The 18,826-nt window shown below is 49.4% G+C and carries 13 protein-coding genes, 1 tRNA gene, 1 pseudogene and 1 riboswitch; of the genes and pseudogenes, 8 read left to right on the forward strand and 7 right to left on the reverse strand.

The window, feature by feature from the left end; genetic code table 11:
* Positions 1–4: 4 nt before the first annotated feature.
* On the reverse strand, positions 5–1,642 hold the full coding sequence (locus tag GMA8713_RS16945) for an acetolactate synthase large subunit (protein ID WP_062712499.1): 1,638 nt from the start codon (positions 1,640–1,642) through the stop codon (positions 5–7).
* 353 nt (positions 1,643–1,995) lie between these two features.
* Between GMA8713_RS16945 and GMA8713_RS16950 the strand changes: the two genes are divergently transcribed.
* From GMA8713_RS16950 to GMA8713_RS16970, 5 genes are all read left to right on the forward strand, one after another.
* Positions 1,996–2,086: transfer RNA gene (locus tag GMA8713_RS16950), tRNA-Ser, on the forward strand.
* A 399-nt stretch (positions 2,087–2,485) separates the two neighbouring features.
* On the forward strand, positions 2,486–3,529 hold the full coding sequence (locus GMA8713_RS16955; protein ID WP_157515658.1) for a hypothetical protein: 1,044 nt from the start codon (positions 2,486–2,488) through the stop codon (positions 3,527–3,529).
* Positions 3,530–3,743: 214 nt separating this feature from the next.
* Positions 3,744–5,111 (forward strand): alanine racemase, encoded by a 1,368-nt coding sequence (locus GMA8713_RS16960; RefSeq protein WP_062712505.1) that lies wholly within the window; start codon positions 3,744–3,746, stop codon positions 5,109–5,111.
* Positions 5,108–6,172 carry a PLP-dependent cysteine synthase family protein gene (locus tag GMA8713_RS16965; RefSeq protein ID WP_062712510.1) on the forward strand — a complete coding sequence of 355 codons (1,065 nt, stop codon included), beginning with the start codon at positions 5,108–5,110 and terminating at the stop codon, positions 6,170–6,172. Before GMA8713_RS16960 ends, GMA8713_RS16965 begins: the two co-directional genes overlap by 4 nt.
* The gene (locus GMA8713_RS16970; RefSeq protein WP_157515660.1) at positions 6,165–7,070 is read left to right on the forward strand and encodes a DMT family transporter; all 906 of its coding nucleotides are present in this window, start codon (positions 6,165–6,167) and stop codon (positions 7,068–7,070) included. The genes GMA8713_RS16965 and GMA8713_RS16970 overlap by 8 nt, the downstream gene beginning before the upstream one ends.
* Before the next feature lie 55 nt (positions 7,071–7,125).
* Here GMA8713_RS16970 and GMA8713_RS16975 read toward each other — a convergent pair whose 3' ends face one another.
* The 6 genes from GMA8713_RS16975 to GMA8713_RS17000 all read right to left on the reverse strand — a co-directional run bounded on the left by GMA8713_RS16975 (position 7,126) and on the right by GMA8713_RS17000 (position 16,194).
* The gene (locus tag GMA8713_RS16975; protein ID WP_062712516.1) at positions 7,126–8,037 is read right to left on the reverse strand and encodes a LysR substrate-binding domain-containing protein; all 912 of its coding nucleotides are present in this window, start codon (positions 8,035–8,037) and stop codon (positions 7,126–7,128) included.
* Positions 8,038–8,839: 802 nt separating this feature from the next.
* Positions 8,840–9,418: a copper-resistant cuproprotein CopI gene (gene copI / locus GMA8713_RS16980; protein ID WP_062712519.1), complete on the reverse strand. Its 579-nt coding sequence runs from the start codon at positions 9,416–9,418 to the stop codon at positions 8,840–8,842.
* Between the two features lie 54 nt (positions 9,419–9,472).
* Entirely contained in the window at positions 9,473–12,601 is a 3,129-nt protein-coding gene (locus GMA8713_RS16985) for an efflux RND transporter permease subunit (RefSeq protein ID WP_062712522.1), read from the reverse strand.
* Entirely contained in the window at positions 12,598–14,328 is a 1,731-nt protein-coding gene (locus GMA8713_RS16990) for an efflux RND transporter periplasmic adaptor subunit (RefSeq protein WP_062712533.1), read from the reverse strand. Before GMA8713_RS16990 ends, GMA8713_RS16985 begins: the two co-directional genes overlap by 4 nt.
* 13 nt (positions 14,329–14,341) lie before the next feature.
* A complete protein-coding gene (locus tag GMA8713_RS16995; protein WP_062712536.1) occupies positions 14,342–15,718 on the reverse strand; it encodes a TolC family protein in 1,377 nt (458 codons plus the stop codon).
* 86 nt (positions 15,719–15,804) lie between these two features.
* Positions 15,805–16,194, reverse strand: a complete 390-nt coding sequence (locus GMA8713_RS17000) for a hypothetical protein (RefSeq protein WP_062712537.1) — start codon at positions 16,192–16,194, stop codon at positions 15,805–15,807.
* A gap of 182 nt (positions 16,195–16,376) precedes the next feature.
* Positions 16,377–16,474, forward strand: a riboswitch (TPP riboswitch).
* 66 nt (positions 16,475–16,540) lie between these two features.
* Here GMA8713_RS17000 and thiD point away from each other — a divergent pair.
* From thiD to thiE, 3 genes and pseudogenes are all read left to right on the forward strand, one after another.
* Positions 16,541–17,386 carry a bifunctional hydroxymethylpyrimidine kinase/phosphomethylpyrimidine kinase gene (gene thiD, locus GMA8713_RS17005; protein ID WP_062712540.1) on the forward strand — a complete coding sequence of 282 codons (846 nt, stop codon included), beginning with the start codon at positions 16,541–16,543 and terminating at the stop codon, positions 17,384–17,386.
* A 13-nt stretch (positions 17,387–17,399) separates the two neighbouring features.
* Complete coding sequence (gene thiM / locus GMA8713_RS17010; protein ID WP_062712543.1) at positions 17,400–18,185, forward strand: hydroxyethylthiazole kinase; 786 nt, start codon at positions 17,400–17,402, stop codon at positions 18,183–18,185.
* A pseudogene (gene thiE / locus GMA8713_RS17015) lies at positions 18,182–18,628 on the forward strand (thiamine phosphate synthase); the annotation flags it as partial. The gene thiM and the pseudogene thiE, both read left to right, overlap by 4 nt.
* Positions 18,629–18,826: the final 198 nt, after the last annotated feature.

The raw sequence follows: 18,826 nt of genomic DNA on the forward strand, positions 1-18,826 counted from the left end.
CCCTTTATCCGATAGAACGGCTTTCCTTGATAAGAACATTCAAAATGGAGTGGTTTAGTGAATAGTCCACTGGCAAATCAATGAGGTGAACGCCTTTGGTATTTAGCGCATGTTTTAGAATCGACTGGAATTCGTCATGGCTGTCAGGACGGTGACCAATCGCGCCGAAGCTGTTGGCGTATTTCACGAAATCAGGGTTACCGAAATCCAAACCAAAGTTGTCGAATTCCATGCCTTCCTGTTTCCACTTGATCATGCCGTAGGCACTGTCATTCAGTATGATAACGACCAGATCCAGCCCCATACGAACTGCGGTCTCGATTTCCTGCGAGTTCATCATGAAGCCGCCATCACCGTTGACTGATACCACTTTCTTGTCCGGATAGAGCTGCTTAGCCACCATGGCTGAAGGCAAGCCCGCGCCCATTGTGGCGAGGGCGTTATCTAATAAAAGAGTATTATTGCTGTGGCACTGGTAATTGCGAGCAAACCAGATTTTGTAAACGCCGTTATCGAGCGTGACGATGTCTTCATCATCTAACTGGTCACGCAGGATTTTCACCAGACGTTGGGGAAGAATAGGGAAGCGTCGATCTTCAAAGTACTTGGTAGTACGCTCATCAACATGGGCTTTTACGCGGCCGAAATAGCTCATATCTTGTGAAAGCTTGCCGACTTTCTCCGTCAGGCGGCCCACTGATGAACAGATATCACCTACGACATTGAGTTGCGGGAAGTACACTTCATCAGTGCGCGCCGCAAAGAAGTTGATGTGAATGACTTTGGTGCCGCCTTTCTCCATAAAGAACGGAGGCTTCTCGATGACATCGTGACCGACGTTGATAATCAGGTCAGCTTTTTCAATCGCACAGTGCAGGAAGTCATGGCTTGAAAGGGCTGCAGTGCCGATAAAACGCTCATGACGCTCATCCACCACACCTTTACCCATTTGAGTATTGAAGAAATAGATACCCGTTTTTTCGATGAATTCTTTGAGAGCTTGGCTGGAACGTTTGCGATTAGCACCCGCACCAATCAACAACAGCGGCATCTTGGCGTTTTTGATCATTTCTGCTGCTTGATCGAGACATTTCTCGTTCGCATCAGGCCTCCGGTGATTCACCACATCAAATATCGTTGCGCCTGAATCTTCTTCGGCAATATCTTCCGGAAGTTCGAGATAACCAGCGCCCGGACGTTCTTCCATGCAAACACGGAAGGATTCGCGCACCATTGCGGGGACATTATTGCCGTCTACGACTTGTTCGGAATACTTGGTAATTGGCTTCATTAGGTTGACGACATCAACAATCTGGAAACGTCCTTGCTTACTCTTACGAATCGGCTTTTGACCGCCAAGCATTAGCATCGGCATCGCGCCTAATTGAGCATAAGCAGCCGCTGTAACAAAATTCGTTGCACCTGGACCAAGTGTTGAGAGACAGACTCCGGGTTTCCCGGTTAATCGACCATATGTCGCTGCCATAAACCCTGCGGCTTGTTCATGACGAGTCAGGATGAGTTCAATCTTGGAATCTTTCAGCGAGTTCAGAAAATCGAGATTTTCTTCACCCGGAATGCCGTAGATATAGTCAACACCCTCATTTTCCAGCGCACGCACAAATAAATCTGAAGTTTTCATTGTCGTCTCTCTTATCGTTGGCCAATTAGCCTATGCTCCACAAGATGACCTCCAGACCTTTCTGCGACGTTTAATGTTAAGCAGGAAGTGCCTTCATCTCTTCGGTTGTCAAAGTGATACGCCTATCAATAGCGCAAGGCTTTTTTCATCATTGTAGTCACAACCATGAGAAACTGACCAAATTAGAGGGTTAATTGCGCCTTTCGGCTTGGATGTTGGATCTTTTGGCTGGATATTTGTGGAAATTTTCGTCTTATACCGTCGGTGCGCTTAAAAAAGAGGCACTTAAATTCGAATGTGTAGAAAAGGGGTTTACACTCTTCCGCGCCCCCGTTAATATTCGCCGCACTTACGGAGAGATGGCTGAGTGGTTGAAAGCACCGGTCTTGAAAACCGGCATACGTTAATAGCGTATCTAGGGTTCAAATCCCTATCTCTCCGCCACATTAGAAAAGGCCGCTGAACTATCAGTGGCCTTTTTGCATTTTTAACCCTCGCAAGAGATAGGGTGCAGAACCCTAGACCTGGGTTCAGCCTAGCGAAGAGAGACAACGTTGTTGGCAACAACCCAAAGGCCAAGGGAGCTTGTGCCCAAGTAAATCCCGCTATCTATTTTTCTCGGTCCGCCATACTGGATTTAGCTTTGCTAACAGAGCTATCTTTTGTGAAGTGCTCTCAATGTGCAACAAAAAATCTTAAAAATCATGGAGGTGCATTTCCTGCATTCGCAGTTGCAAACAATTCCAAATATCCCCCAGCCTTAGCTTGTACGCTGTCATCTACTCGAGCTGACCCAAGAAGTTAGCGTTGTTTATAGCCTCGCTGTTGATTTAGGGGGGAGTGATGACACAGCCAACATACGCCTATTGCCTTCGCCCGTTGTCATTTCAGGACAACGGCACTTTTACCGCAGACCTCTGTTATCAGGAGCGTACAGATACAGTTGTGCTTTCCTGGAGTAATATGTTTTGCCTCGCCGGCATGCAAGATGGTTCCGCCCGCGCAGCGTCGAAATTCTTACCGGCTTTGTTTCCATTGAATCGTTGGGGAGATGCTGAAAGTACGAGCATGCTGGTTCGTGAATTGCAGTCTTCGGCTTGCCATATGCTGAGGCTCCATGCACCACCTTCAGAAGCGGTTCGGAAAGAACTGGAAAAACTTAATTTCAGCGCGCTTCAACTGTGTAGATTGAGCGGCTATTCCCAGGGTAATTTCAGTCGTACAGTTGAAAGCAAAAAAGATGCGGATATGGCGCTAAGCCTTGTTCTTTCAACGCTTCACCGCCTCCGTGCTTTGACCATTATGTCAGGACAGCAGGGAAGGGCATCAGCAACAGACAGCAAAGACCAAATGCTGGCTTCATTTAGGGTCAAACTCCGTAATGTGGAGGATATGAGCCGCCCTTTGGCGGGAACAAAGCGCGCTGATTTACCCTCTGTAGTCTTCGACCTTATGGGATATGGGGTCGTTCGCCTGACTGTCATAGACATGGTTCAGCTGATGATAGGCGAACGTCTTCCACCACCGCTTGCCTGCCTCGAGGAGCGACTGGGTCAGGACGAGCAAATGAAGGCTGAACTGGTGCGTGTCAGTTATGAAGTACTTCTCAAAAAATGGATAAGTAAATCGGTCTGGCAACATGTCCTTACGGAGTTTGGGCTTAATACCGGAGACATCTATCAGCTTGGCGCGCCATTTACTGAAGCGGTTTTATCGGATACATCTTCGGCATTTGACTGTCCGCAGCCACCTTGGCTGATTTGGATTATCCCTTTTCTGACCAACTCTGGCGTAGGTAACATGACTCCTAAGCATGCAGATTATGCGCCGCAGATTCCCGTTAGTGAAATTATGCCTCCACCCGTTTTGGTTAGCTCCAGCGAGTAGGAAAAGTGTCACCAAAGCAAAGGAATGCAAAAAATGCAGACTAATGTGCACTTAATTCTGTGGCGTGAGATGTCCTGAAAATTAATCATAGAAACCGACAATCTGGTGCAGTTAGGAATAAGTGCCTCAGATTGTTCGGGTAATTGAACACAGCCAAGATGCTTGAATTTTTCACGCGGCTGTCCTGATTTGTAGCCTGGACGCTGGAGACGCAATGAATCATATCAGTATGGATACTGGGGTGGAGGTGGCAGTACTTAACGACTTCGACATCCTCTTTCCGGCAAAAGAGGATCTGTCGCTTCCTTATCGCCAACTTTTTCCACTTATCACCAACGCGGCAAACACACCATTTCACGCTATTCTTCCCCACCGCATAAAGGAAAATATCAATAGCTTAAAACAGGTACTTTCCCATCAATTGGGAGCGCAGTTTCAAGTGCTGTACGCCATGAAAACCAATCGCTCGGCTGCATTGGTAAAAGCGGCCGCTGAGGAAGGAATTGGCATAGATGTATCATCCCTTGAAGAATTCCAACTAGCTCTCACTCAAGGCGTGAATGGGCGACAGTGTAGTTTGTCGGGGCCATTTAAGTCGGAAGCGTTTCTGACACTGGCGCTTAGACAGGAAGCCAGAATTGTTGTCGATAGCGATGAGGAGTTACTTCAAATTCAGTGCCTTGCGTCATCAATAAGGAAGAGTGCCCGAGTATTACTTCGCTGGAACGCAGAGCAGCCCCACACTCGTTTTGGAATGAACAAAGAGAAGCTCAAAGCAGCTTCATTGTTTGCTGACAGCCTGTCAAATATTGAATTGGAAGGGGCGGGATTCCACCTTTCTGGTTACTGCCCCCTTGAGCGAGGCAAAGCGTTATCCGAACTGCTTGATATCGCAGACGCGTTACGCTTTGGGGCCGACATTCGCTGGAAGGCAATAAACATTGGTGGTGGATACCCGCTCCGCTATGTCGAAGAAGCTACTTGGCGACGTTTTCAAAATGCTATCGATAAAGAGGATTTTGCTGCGGGCCGTATGCCAAAAAGTTTCTACCCTTACTGGCATCCGGATACCATGGAAACCGCTGTGGAGAAAGTCCTGAAAGAAGGCGGCAACGCAGCACGCCTCAAAGCCAACAGAATAGAGCTTATTGTTGAGCCCGGAAGGGCATTAACTGATGGGGCTGGTTTTACCACTTTCGAGGTGCTTGGTACCAAAACGACCAATGCGGGAGATTACTGTGTGATTGTCAAAGGGCTGAGCTTTAGTTTCTCTGAGACCTGGTTCAACTCAGAATTTATCGTCGATCCTTTACATCTTCCAGTTTCTGAGGAGAGCACAGATAGCTTTATCCCTGTTCGTGCATACATCGCAGGGCAAAGCTGCCTTGAGGAAGATGTACTAACTTACCGAAAAGTCCCCTTTTCTCAAATGCCCAAAGCGGGAGACTTACTGGTTTTTAATAACACCGCTGGCTATCTGATGGATCTGCTGGAAACCCGCTTTCATGGTTTGCCTATCCCTAACAAAGTTGTACTGGATAACAAGGAAGATTCTTTTTTAATCGAGGAGGTAAGGGGATGAAACTCTGCACAGCAATGCATCAAATGATTGGGGAAACCCCAATGCTTGCCTTGAAATTTTCCCATAGTGATTGGACGCTTTGGCTGAAAGTGGAAAAGAATAATCCCGGGCAAAGCATGAAAGATCGTATGGCAAGGGAGATGCTTTTTGATGCGCTGCGATCAGGTCGATTGAAGCGCGGCGGAACAGTGGTGGAATCCTCTTCCGGTAACACTGCCACTGCACTCGCTTATATGTGTGCAGAAATTGGCATCAACTTTATCGCCGTTGTCGATCACCATGCAGCCCCCGACAAACTCGCAGCGGTAAAAGCCTATGGTGGCAAAATACATCTGTTGGAAGGTGATTTTGCCGATGATGAAGTGGCAACGGTTGCCCGCATTGAAACTGCACGAAATCTTGCCGCTTCTATTGATGGCGGCCTGTTTATGGACCAGTGCAATAACGCTGCGAACCCAGCGGGTTACACCAATACACTCGCAGTGGAACTCCAAGAACAGCTAGGTGATCGTTTAGACGGTCTTGTTTGCTGCGTCGGTACAGGCGGCAGTATCGTCGGTGTTGGCGAAGCACTTCGCGTCCGATACCCATCTTTAGAAATTATTGGTGTGGAACCGGTTGGTTCAGTGATCTTCGGTTTCCCAAGTGGGCCTTACTGGCAATCTGGAACAGGCATGCCAGAAGGGGATGTGATGGGGCCATTTTACGACCCTGACCTTCTTGACGAAGGCGTTCGCGTCAGCGATGCGGAAGCTTTCACGACCTGTAGATATCTCGCCCGTGAGCACGGATTGTTGGTGGGTGGTTCAGCGGGTGGCGCAATTTACGAAGCCATTAAACGCTGTGCGAAGCGCCAAGGCAGCGGCAACATGGTTTGCCTGATTTGCGATGGCGGTGAAAAGTATCTCAACACGGTTTATAACGACGAGTGGTTGCACAGTAAGGGGCTCTATCATGGCTCTGTCTATGAATACCTAAGCGATGTAATCGCTAAACCGCAGCGCATAGAAACGCCATGGTTTGACGCCGAGCAAGAGGACAAGGAGGCGTCTTTTGCATAGAGAAACACATTGGAGTGGACTGGCGATGATATTCCTGGCTGTCCTTTCTGCGACGGCCATGGATGCTTTTATCAAGCTTGCTGGTGGTGATATAGGCACTTGGCAGTTGCTGTTTATGCGCTGGATAATCGGCGCTTTAGTCATCTTGCCTGTGGTGACCTACTACTGGAAAAAGCGCGAGACGATTAAAGATCGCCGTATCTACTACTGGCGTTTTGCGCTCAATCTGGTGGGTTGTTACACCTTGTTTTACTCTTTGGCCAACCTACCGTTTGCCACCGTGATTACCATTTTGTTTGCAGAGCCTATTTTCATTATCCCGCTGGCTGTTGTTTTACTCGGTGAAAAGATTTCGCTGAAGAATGTTATCGCGAGTTTAGTAGGTTTTGGTGCGGTGTTTTACATCAATCGACCTGAAGACGCGGGAAGTGGCTTCAGTGTGATTGCGCCGATTGTGGCGGCACTGACACTTGCTGTCGAACATGTTCTAAACAAACGCCTTGGCTCACAAGAAAACCCTCAGTTTATGCTGTTCTGGTTGGCGGTACCGTTGGCCGCGGTATCTCTGCCAATGACAGTGTTTGTGGAAGGCTGGGTAGATATCTCGGCCTTGCAATGGGGTATCGTACTTCTCGCGGCAGTGTTGGGTAATGCCTATAACTATTTCATTATTATGGGATTCCGCCGAGCGCATGTGTCTACAGGTAGCGTGTTGCTTTATCTGTCAGTTCCTATGGCATTTATTATTGGTGTGGTGTTTTTTGATGAAACCCCAACGCTGTCCGGTGTGGTTTGCGGAGCGCTGATCTTAGGGGCAAGTATGTTGGCAAATATGCGAAGGCCAGGAGAGAGGGGCAACGAGGAAACCATCGCATCAGAAGTTCCCGTAAACTCCTAACGATATTTATTTGAAGCTCTTCAATACAGTAAAAACTCGCCCTAGGGCGAGTTTTTTATGCGACGTCAGCCTGTGATAAGGCGGGGAGAACGAATTGGCAGTTTTCCGTCAGCCACCTTTCAAAAAATCGATAGGCATCCTCATCCGGCATAACACGAGAACCAGCGAGTTTGTAGCCAAATCCAGTTGCCACGACCTCTGGTGTCACCATCACCAATTCCCCACTGGCAATTTCCTTTTGGATGAAGAGGGGATCTACCACGGCAATACCACCAATCTCCTTAACGATGGAAATTGCGCTGCTGATGGAATCCGTCATCATGCGCTGCGAGCAACAACTTTGGGAAATATCTATATTCAATTTGTTCAGAAAGATGTTCCAGTCGGCTTCAGTCGATGTAGGGTGAACGATGCGTCCGTGTTTGAGCAACTCAGGCCAAGAAGGATCGTTGAGGGTTTTAAGGTATTCCGGTTTAGCGACAGCAACGAGCTGCTCATTGTAGAACTTCTCATCCTTGCTATTAACGGTATAAACCACTGCCATATCAAAGTCTTCATCGGCAAAATCGATGGTGTGGCTATAGGCAACATGAAAGTGAAATTGACCGAATTCGCTAACCATTGAAAAGTTATCGTGGGTATTGGGGAGTAACCAGCGCAATCCGAAAGAGATTGGGAGTTTTACATTCAATGAATCATCTTTTTTTAGCGTTGAACAAGCCGAGTTGATGATTTCAAATCCATCATTTAATTGCTTTGCCAATTGCTTCCCGGCTTCGCTCAGTTTTACGTTCCCCTTACTGCCAAGCACCAGTCGCTGATCAAAGTAATTTTCGACAGTCTTAATGTGCTTATAGACGCCTGTTGCATCGATACACATTTCTTCTCCGGCTAGGAAATAAGACTGGGTTCTGGCAACAGCCAGAAAGACTTCAAGACTTTTGTAAGAGGGGGTACATCTTGACATTGGTTATTTATTGACTCCTGTTCCAATAGTGGAAGGATTATATGACCTATGTTGTATTGATGTTGCAACGAATGTCCGAGTTTTTGGGTTGGATGTGAGAGATGAATCTAATTTCAACAACAGTCATGTTACAGAGAGTAGTGAGTCGTCATTCTATTTGACCCTGTATTTAGTGAATTTGTCGGAAAATTTTACATGTTGCCCACATTATTGGTCAATTTACCCCGAGATTGTGGTGTATGCTTATTTGGTCATTTTGTTACAGGGTGAGTCAATATGTAGCAAAAGAATACTCACTAACCTGACTCACTTTCGGCTTTCTCTGCACCCACCTATTTGACGTAATCAGCAGAAAATACCCGGGAGTTTTCGTGATAAGAAAAGAGCCTTGAATATTGGTGAGCTTTGCCATGACACCTACTTTTTATTTGTGTGATTGGCTTTCTATACCTTGCAAAATCGGGCTCTTAAACTGAGACTATTCCATTGAGCTTTGATCCATCAAAGCTGGGTAGGTGCAAATCGTGCTAGCATCGCTATCTCAATGAAATACCCGCTGAGCATACTTACTTTTCGAACCTAGTGAATGAATCATCTTTACCAAAAAGAACAGATGCCTTTTGGCGATGAACAGAGATATGTTTACAGCCACCAAAATGCGAAAGAGTCCAAATTGTTTATCAACATGTGTTGAGTGCGAAAGAGGCTTATTTCTTTGCCGCCCCCCTCTAATAAATCTTTAATGACGCCTTTTCCTACAAAAATGAAAGAGCCGCATCATTGCGGCACTTTGTCTGATGAGTTATAGCTTCACACTCTTCACCATGCCTGCTTCCGCATGGCCTGGGATGTTACAAGCAAATTCCACATTATTGTCACCATGGAAATGCCACAGCAGTTGCTTTGCTTTACCTGGTTTAACGGTCACAGTACTGCCCGAATCATGATCGTGATGGCCTGTCATGGTTTTCATCATCTCACGGTGTTTTAATTGCTCTTCCATCGAACCGATAGAAAACTCGTGGTCGATTTTACCCGCGTTCATCACCACGAACTGCACCACGTCATTGGGTTCAATCTTCACATCTTTCTTGAAGTTGATGCGCATGTCATCAGTCAGGATAACGTGAACTACTTTGTCGGGCTTCGCACCGTTAGCAGGCATACCTACCGCTGACATGCCTTCCATGTTCATCATGTTTGAATGGTCCATTTTAGAGTGGTCCATATCACCATGACCCATGGCGCTGTGATCCATTTTTCCATGATTCATCGTGCTGTGATCCATCGAACCGTGGTCCATTTTCGAATGGTCCATCGTGTCAGCAAATACACCAGTGGTAACCAGAGCCAGAGAAAGTGCAATCAGTGTCTTTTTCATCGTGTTTTCCTTTTAAAAATGGTTATCACTGGGCTGAAAAGCCCAGTGGATTTGTTATGCGTTTTGGGTGACTTCTTTGTTTTTCCAAAGCTTGAAGATGGCTGGGAGAACCAGCAGGGTAAGTAACAGAGCAGACGCCATGCCACCAATCATTGGTGCAGCGATACGCTGCATGACCTCAGAGCCTGTGCCCTCGCCATACATGATGGGGATCAGGCCGATTATGACTGTAAGCACCGTCATCATGACCGGACGCACACGCAGGCCTGCACCTTCGCGAATCGCGTCGGTCAGATCTTTCCCGGTCAGTGGTTGGTTTTCTTCCTGCGCATGGAGTTTGCGGTAGTGCCATGCCTGATTGAGGTAAACCAGCATGATGACCCCAATCTCCACGGCAACACCGGCAAGGGCGATAAAACCAACACCAACAGCAACGGAGAAGTTGAAGCCAAGGTAGTGCATCAGCCACAAGCCGCCGACCAGAGAGAGTGGCAGGGTAGCCATGATGATCAGCACTTCACCGACGCGGCGGAAACTCATGTAAAGCAGCAGCATGATGATGGCGATCGTCACAGGAACAACAACGCTCAGGCGTTCTTTGGCGCGTTCCATGTATTCGTATTGCCCTGACCAAGCGAGTGAGTATCCCGCTGGCAGTACTAACTGTTCTGCGACGGTTTGCTGTGCTTCTGCCACATAAGAGCCCAGATCACGTCCATCGATATCGACAAACACCCAGCCGTTAGGACGCGCGTTTTCCGTTTTGATCATCGGAGGGCCATCTTCGTAGCGAATATCCGCGACGTCCGCCAGCGCAATACGCGCACCGTTTGGTGTTACCAAAGGCAGCTCCTGAAGCTTCACCACTGAGTCGCGGTAATCTTGCGGATAGCGCACGTTGATGGGGTAGCGCTCCAAGCCTTCGATGGTTTCTCCGACATTCATGCCACCCACAGCTGTAGTAATGACCTGCTGAACATCTTTGATGCTGAGGCCATAACGGGCGGCGGCACGACGTTTGATGTCGATGGTGACGTAACGCCCGCCAGCAACGCGTTCTGCGTAAACTGAGGCTGTTCCTTCAACGCCGTTCAGGATTGGCTCAAGTTGGGAACCAATGGTTTCAATTACTGCCAAGTCTGGACCCGCGATCTTAATACCAATCGGTGTCTTGATTCCTGTTGCCAGCATGTCGATACGGGTTTTAATTGGCATCACCCAGGCGTTGGTTAATCCCGGGAATTTCACCAGATCATCGAACTCCTTACGCAGTGAATCTGTCGTGACACCGTCACGCCATTCTTCACGTGGTTTCAGTTGGATGACGGTTTCAATCATGGTCAGCGGTGCAGGGTCAGTTGCGGTCTCGGCGCGGCCAATCTTGCCCCAGACAGATTCTACTTCCGGTAGGGTTTTGATGAGCTTGTTAGTCTGTTGCAGCAGTTCGCGCGCTTTACCGATGGAAATGCCAGGGTAAGTGGTTGGCATGTACATCAGGTCTCCTTCATCCAGCGGTGGGATGAATTCGCTGCCGAGCTTACTGGTCGGGTAGTAAGCTGATGCCATCAGTGCGATTGCTACCACAATCATGGTTTTCGGGAACTTCAGGCTGAGGTTCAATAGTGGGCGATACAGCGCCACCAAACCGCGGTTCACCGGGTTCTTGTTCTCAGGTAGTACCTTTCCGCGAATGAAATAACCCATCAGCACAGGCACGAGCGTGATCGCCAAACCCGCAGCGGCAGCCATTGCGTAGGTTTTGGTGAATGCCAGCGGCGAGAACATCTTGCCTTCCTGACCTTCCAGGGCGAACACAGGAACAAAGCTCAGCGTAATGATCAGCAGCGAGAAGAACAGTGGCGCACCGACTTCTTCTGCGGCTTTGCTGATCACCTGCCAGCGGTTTTTGTCCGTCAGCGGCGTTCGTTCAATATGCTTATGGACGTTCTCTATCATCACGATCGCGCCGTCCACCATGGCACCGATGGCGATGGCGATACCGCCTAACGACATGATGTTGGCGTTAATACCTTGCCAGTGCATCACGATAAACGCAGAGAGAATACCGATTGGCAAACTGATGGCGATAACCAGCGACGAGCGGATATGGAACAGGAACAGAGCACAGACCACCGCAACCACGATGAACTCTTCCGCGAGCTTCTTCCAAAGGTTCTCAACGGCCGCATCAATAAGCGTCGAGCGGTCATAGGTCGGGACGATTTCCACACCTTCCGGCAAGCTGCGTTTGAGGTCTTCCAGTTTGGTTTTAACGTTGCCAATCACCTCGCTGGCGTTCTCACCAAAGCGCATCACAATCACGCCGCCAACCGCTTCACCTTCACCGTTAAACTCGGAAATACCGCGGCGCATTTGAGGGCCGATGTTGATATCCGCGATGTCACCCAGCAACAGAGGCGTGCCTTTGTCGGTTACCTTGATAGGCAGTGATTGAATATCTTCCACGCTGGAAAGGTAACCTGTGGTGCGTACCATGTGCTCAGCTTCAGCGATTTCGATCACCGACGCGCCCGCTTCTTGGTTGCCGTTCTGGATTGCCATGTTGACCTGTTGCAAGGTCAGGTCATAAGCACGCAGTTTAGCAGGGTCAATTTGCACTTGATACTGCTTCACCATGCCGCCGACAGTGGCCACTTCTGATACACCTTCGACCGTTTGAAGCTCGTACTTCAGGAACCAATCCTGCAAGCTGCGAAGTTCAGCCAGATCGTGTTGCCCAGTTTTGTCCTGCAACACGTAGCTGTAAATCCAGCCCACACCGGTAGCATCTGGGCCAAGGGTGGGTTTGGCGTTGGGTGGCAGTTTGGGTGCAACCTGGCTTAGGTATTCCAACACACGGGAGCGTGCCCAATACATGTCGGTATCATCATTGAAAATGATGTAAACGTACGAGTCGCCAAAGAAGGAATACCCGCGTACGGTTTCCGCGCCCGGCACCGCCAACATCGCGGTAGTGAGCGGGTAGGTGACCTGATCTTCCACTACCTGTGGCGCTTGGCCGGGATAGGTGGTTTTGATGATCACCTGAACATCAGACAAATCAGGAATGGCATCAACAGGCGTATTTTTTACGCTGTAGAGACCACCCAACGTCAGGAATAAGGTCGCGACCAACACCAGAAAACGGTTGGCAATCGACCAGCGAATAATCGCGCCAATCATTGATTACCTCCATTCAGCTCCAGCGCTTTCAGTGTGTAGTCAGAACCGTTTTTCTGAACCTGAAAACGTACCGTCTGACCTTCTGCAAAACTGCCAAGGTCAACGTCTCCATCCACCGAGAGGTTCATTTCTCCTGCTTCCCAGTTCCACTCATCTACCGGCTGGTGGTTGAGTGTGATCATGCCGAAATCTGCCATTAACATGGAGATATCGCCGACGACCCACACTTCATTTGGTGTTGTGGTTTCACTGACTTTGTAATCAACAATTTCGTATTGACCGGAAGCGCCTTTCTGCATTTCGAAGTCGATTGCCTGACCTGCAGAGAAGTCGCCCATTTCGATGCCTTCTGCAAAGGTGAAATCCATCACCATGCCCGGCCAGTTCCATTCAGGAACGGGTGCATGGTTGATGGTCAGCATGCGGTGGCCTGCCATCACGTTAGTGATTTCGCCTTTTGCCCACTGGGTTTCAGGTGGTGGTACTACACCCTGATCTTGAGAAGAAGAGATGCGCGCTAAATCTGCAGATTGGCTAGACTCAGAATCCAGCATGAAGTGTGCAGAAGTGACAATGCGATCTTGCTCTGTGAGCCCTTGCAGCACCTCGATCTTATCGCCTGCTTCGCGACCAACCTCGATGCGGGCAGAGCGATATTTACCTTCACCTTCGGCTAATACAACGCGGGTCATGCCGCCAGAGCGGATCACTGACGACTTAGGAATAGTCAGTACCGCCTCATCGGTCACTGGTTGCAATGCAATATTGGCGAACATGTTCGGCTTGAGATCGCCATCCTGATTCGAGAATTTCAGGCGAACGCGAAGGGTACGGGTTTTTGGATCCAGAATCGGATAAACGTAGTCGACCTTACCTTGCCATTCCTGACCGGGAATCGCGTCGAGCGTCATGGTGGCTTTGCTGCCTGCTTTCACCCAGTGGGCCTGACGTTCGAAGACTTCGGCATCAACCCAGACTTCTTCCAATGGGCCAGCACTGATTACCGCTTGTGCAGGGGAAAGATAACCCCCTTCGCGAATGTTCAGGCTTGCGATGACACCGTCTGCGAGTGCCTTTACTTCAATAGTTTGTGAGGCTTTGCCACGCTTTTTAATTTGCTGGATCTGTTCGCGGTCGACGCCAAGTGAAACCAGACGTTCGGTCGCGCCTTTGACCAGCCCATTTCGGCCAGTGCGGTAGGCGTTGAGCAGTTCTTCCTGCGCTTTGACCAGCTGAGGAGAGTAGAGCGTGAAAAGCACATCGCCTTTACTGACTTTCTCTCCGACTGCGTTGATGTAAAGTTTCTCAACCCAGCCCGCGACACGGACGTTGGTTTGCCATAGCAGGCTCTCATCGAAGGCGATGTAACCGACGGTTTCGATGCGTGGAGATAGTTGGGATAACTCAACGGCCGCCGTTTTCACGCCAAGGTTATTTTCAACAGCAGGGTCGATTTTCACTGTGCCGGGTTTGTCGTTACCCCCAGCCAGGTCTTCGGCGTAAACCGGGATCAAATCCATCCCCATCGGTGATTTACCCGGCTTATCGCGCTGATAGTTAGGGTCCATCGGTGCGACCCAGTACAGAGGCTCTTCTGAGCCTGCAGATGAAGTGCTTTCTGCCATGGCCGACATATCGTGGCCATGCCCGGCCATAAATTGATTCGCGCTAAACCCAATCACGCCACCGACCAGTAACGCCAAAGTGGCTACTTGCATTGTTTTCATTGTTCTTTCCCCGTTACTGATGAGCGTTTCTTGTTGTTGGTTGTACGATATCCGGCGTTTCGACTCGGTAGTCAAAGCCACCCAGCAAAGCAGCAAGGTTGCTGTTCACTAAGTTCAGGTCAGTGATAAGGCGCTGTTTTTCCAACGTGAGTGTCAGCTCATCCCTGGCAGCGGCAATCACATCGCTGAACTGTGCGGTGTTGTTCTGATATCCACGTTCAACGGCTTGAGTACGCGCCTTTGCTTGTTCAATCAGGGTGTTTCGGTAGCGCTCCAAACGCTGTTCCAGGTTTTCCCTGTCAACGAGCAAGGCATTCACCTTGGCGTTCATCTTTGCGAGGAGAAGATCTTTCAGGGATTTGGCTGCACCTACCTGGTATTGGGCAGCGGCATGGTTTTTATCCTGACGGTTATCCGTAAACAGCGGTAAATCCATGGTCAGGTAAGCGCTGACCAAATCGGAAGCCGGTTGACCGTTCATGCCGTTTGCCTGTCGGTAGGCGTACATGACTTCTACACCAAATTGCGGCGCATAAGCTTGCTCAGCAATTTCCACCTGCGTTTCGCTGGCTGAAATGGCGGCATCGGTCATTTTGACCGTAGGGTGATCGACCAATAGCGCGTAATGTTCAGTGCCGTCTGAGCGTTCAATGCGTTGATTCAGGTGTTGCCAATCGAGTTGGTTTGACGTGAGAAGTTGACCATTTTGTGCCAGCCATTCAGCGCCCAGCCATTCGGAAAACTGCGAGGTAATGCGGCGCTGCATTTGGGCATTGGCCTGAAGCTTTTCATCCAGCTTACTCACTTGCAGTTGCGCGTTCAGCAAATCCTGAGCTTCGTTTTTACCAATCGAATAATTGGTTTGAATGAAGTTGGCCAGTTCACGCATCAGGCGTTGGTTTTCTTTCAGAATATCTTCGGCTTGTTGCTGATACCCCAGTTCCAGCCAAAGTTGGGTAATACCATTGGCAATATCGCGCTCGCGGGCGTCGACCTGAAGTGACATACCGTCGGCCTGCTGATTGGCTTTTTTCTGCTGTAGCGAGAGGGTTTCACCACGTTCGAATTGTTGCATCAGACCCAAAGAGATATTGGTCATTGGGTCTTGGTCGAACTGAAAACTGTCGACAGGTAACCCGCCAAACCCGACTTTAAGTTTCGGGTCCATCAGCGTTGCGCTGGCAATGCCGGTTTCACGCATGGCTTGAGATTGCGCATAAAACTGTTTGCGACTGGCATCGTAGCGCAGCGCCTGTTCAATCAATTGTGTCAGAGAATCTTGCTTGGCCGTTATCTCAGCTGGTGTTGCCACGCTGTGGGCAAAAACGGGTGCAGAGACAGAGACCAGAGCATATACCGACAAAGCCAGTAAGCTTGGTTTGAATTTCATAACTAAATCCATTTCTGGCGTCGAAAAGCGACGCGAAAACACACTCAGCGCCTTATTTCGGGCGCAATAAGGTCAAGATGATGGATTTAGGATATTGGAGGTCTGTAGAGAGACTGTGGTTGATAGACCGTCTGGGCTGACAGGTCGGTATTCATCAGTGCCAGTTTGGCCTGATTGACGGGGGATGTTTGTTGGTCAGTGAAAAGTGCAAAGGCAGAGAAGCAGGTTGATGGGCAACAGTTGTGGTCCATGCCTGCTGCTGAGCCGCAGTCAGGGGCAGAGGATTCGGTCATCATGGTGTGACCGGCATGCGGGTTAGCTATTTGCTCTTTCATTTCGCAGGCGACAACAGGCTGATGATGTTGCGTCATCATTTCCATTGCATTCATTGGGGAGCCAGATGCAATAGCCGACACCAGCATGGCAAGCAGGCTGATGATGGATATCCAGTATTTTCTGAGAGAAGAAATACGCATCTGACTTCAATAGCGAAACAACATTCGATTTAGAATAAACCTTCCCCCTACGGTAAGGTCAATGATTTTCCCTATCACTCGCTACAGACTGCTGGTTTTTCCCACCAGTGCGTGGTTTTCCACAGAACAAAACGTTGAATCTTACTTAGTGATTGCGCTAAACATCGAACTTGTTACTATCAGAGACATAGTCGGGGAGCCATTTGGCTGAGAACGCATCGCGTGACCCGTTGAACCTGAGGCAGTTAGTACTGACGTAGGGAACTATGATTTCGAACGATATGCATTCCTTCAGATTTCTTCTATCGCTCGTTCTCTGTTCCCTGAGTCTTTAAAGGGAACCCATATGAACACATCTTCCAATCCCATATTATCAAAATGCACTCCTATTGTGTTGACCATTGCAGGTTCTGATAGCGGTGGCGGCGCAGGTATTCAAGCAGATATCAAAGCCATGTCAGCGACAGGCAGTTATGCGTGCTCGGTGATCACAGCAATTACCGCACAGAACACCCGTGGCGTGTCTGCCATTTTTCCTATTCCTATTGAGCATGTAGCCCACCAGTTGGATGCGGTGTTTTCCGATCTTAATGTGGTCGCGGTGAAAGTCGGTATGTTGGCAGATGCCAATATCATCAAAGTTGTCGCAGACAAAATCCGCCATTATCGCCCTCAGTATCTGGTGGTTGACCCTGTGATGGTCGCAACCAGTGGCGATTTGCTGTTGAAGCAAGAGGCCATCAGCACGCTGAAAAGTGAACTGCTGCCGTTGGCCAATATCATTACGCCCAATTTGCCGGAAGGCTCCGCATTAACAGGCGCGGAGGTGCCCCAAACAGAGCAAGAGATGAGTGAGATGATTGCAGACCTGCGCGCTCTGGGTGCTGGGTCGGTGCTTTTGAAAGGTGGGCATTTGGAGTCCGACGAAAACAGCAATGATCTTTTGATTTTCGAAGACCAGGTTGAGACTTTCTCTGCCAAACGCACGCAGACCAAGAATACGCACGGCACAGGTTGCACGCTGTCTTCGGCTATTGCGTCTTATCTGGCGCAAGGCAATGAGTTAAGTCAGGCTGTAGCGCTTGCAAAACGCTATATCTCTGAGGCCATTTCTCACGCAGACGAACTCGAAGTCGGGCAGGGCCACGGCCCAGTAAATCACTTTTACCAAGGACACGGCGCGGTGCGCTGAAAAGGAGCAGGCGATGAACACAGAAACGATCGTAGCGGGACTTAAACAGGTTAGAGAGTCCAAACCGCTGGTGGTGAACATTACTAACTATGTGGTGATGAATAACTCTGCCAACGCGTTGCTGGCGCTCGGGGCGTCCCCAATCATGGCGCACTCCCAGCAGGAAATGGCAGAAATGATGTCATTTGCCGGTGCCTTGGTGATCAATATCGGTACGTTGGACAGCGCTTGGACGCCGCGCATGATTCATGCTGTTGAGCAAGCCAACCTGAATAAGAAAACCGTGGTGCTGGATCCTGTCGGTTGTGGAGCCAGCGTGCTTCGCACTGAGACTTCAAGACAAATCGCAGCCTGGGCTGAATCCCTCATCATTCGGGGCAATGCCTCAGAAATCATTGCATTGGCCGGAGAGCGAGCGCAAAGCAAAGGTGTGGATGCGCTGGACAGCAGCGAAGCCGCAGTTGGGGCAGCGCGGTATTTGGTTGAAGCTTACAACTGTAACGTTGTGGTCTCTGGCGCGACAGATTACGTCGTGACATCCCAAGGGGAAACCCAGCTCAACAACGGCCATGAAATGATGCCTTACGTAACGGGTATGGGTTGTTCGTTGTCTGCTCTCACTGGCGCATTTGCAGCTGTCGGGGAGAACACCGGACTTGCAGCCGCAGCCGTCATGGGCGTGGTAGGAGAAATTGCCGCTGAAAGGGCAAAGGGACCGGGCAGTTTGCAAGTTGAGATCTTGGATGCACTTTACCAACTGGATGAAGCGACGCTTCTCAAACGCCTGAAAATCTCATGAACACAGAAAAGACGTTAAACCCATATCGCTTGTATCTGGTGACTGATGACCAACAGGATTTGGACACGTTGAAAAACGTGGTTTCCGAAGCCGTGGCAGGTGGTGTCACCATGGTACAGGTACGAGAGAAGCAAGGTGATGTCATGGCGTTTATCGAGCGGGCAAAAGCGGTGAAAGCGATTCTGGCTGGAACCGGCGTTCCACTTATTATCAATGACCGCGTTGATGTTGCTTTAGCGGTTGATGCGGATGGCGTGCACCTTGGCCAATCGGACATGCCAGCAGAGATTGCCCGTGATTTGATTGGTCCTGACAAACTACTGGGGCTATCTATTGAAACCGAAGCCCAGCTTGAAGAAGCCGATAGCTTACCTGTCGATTATCTTGGTCTCAGTGCGATATTCGCGACGCCAACAAAAACCAATATTAACAAAGAATGGGGCGTGCGACGTGAAGTCGTATGAAGCGCTGTTCACCGCTTAACGAGTGAACCATCTGTATCACCAGATGAACCTAGGAGCCTGAATAAAGTAGCGGCTCTGACAATGTAACGAAGAGTGGTCATAGACCAATCGGGATAGGAACCGCGAGGGGATGATCCTCCTGATAACCACAAATTGGGTGAGTGCTAGGTAGTCAGT

Origin of the sequence: Grimontia marina (assembly GCF_900060185.1) — a bacterium.
Lineage (GTDB): Bacteria > Pseudomonadota > Gammaproteobacteria > Enterobacterales > Vibrionaceae > Enterovibrio > Enterovibrio marinus.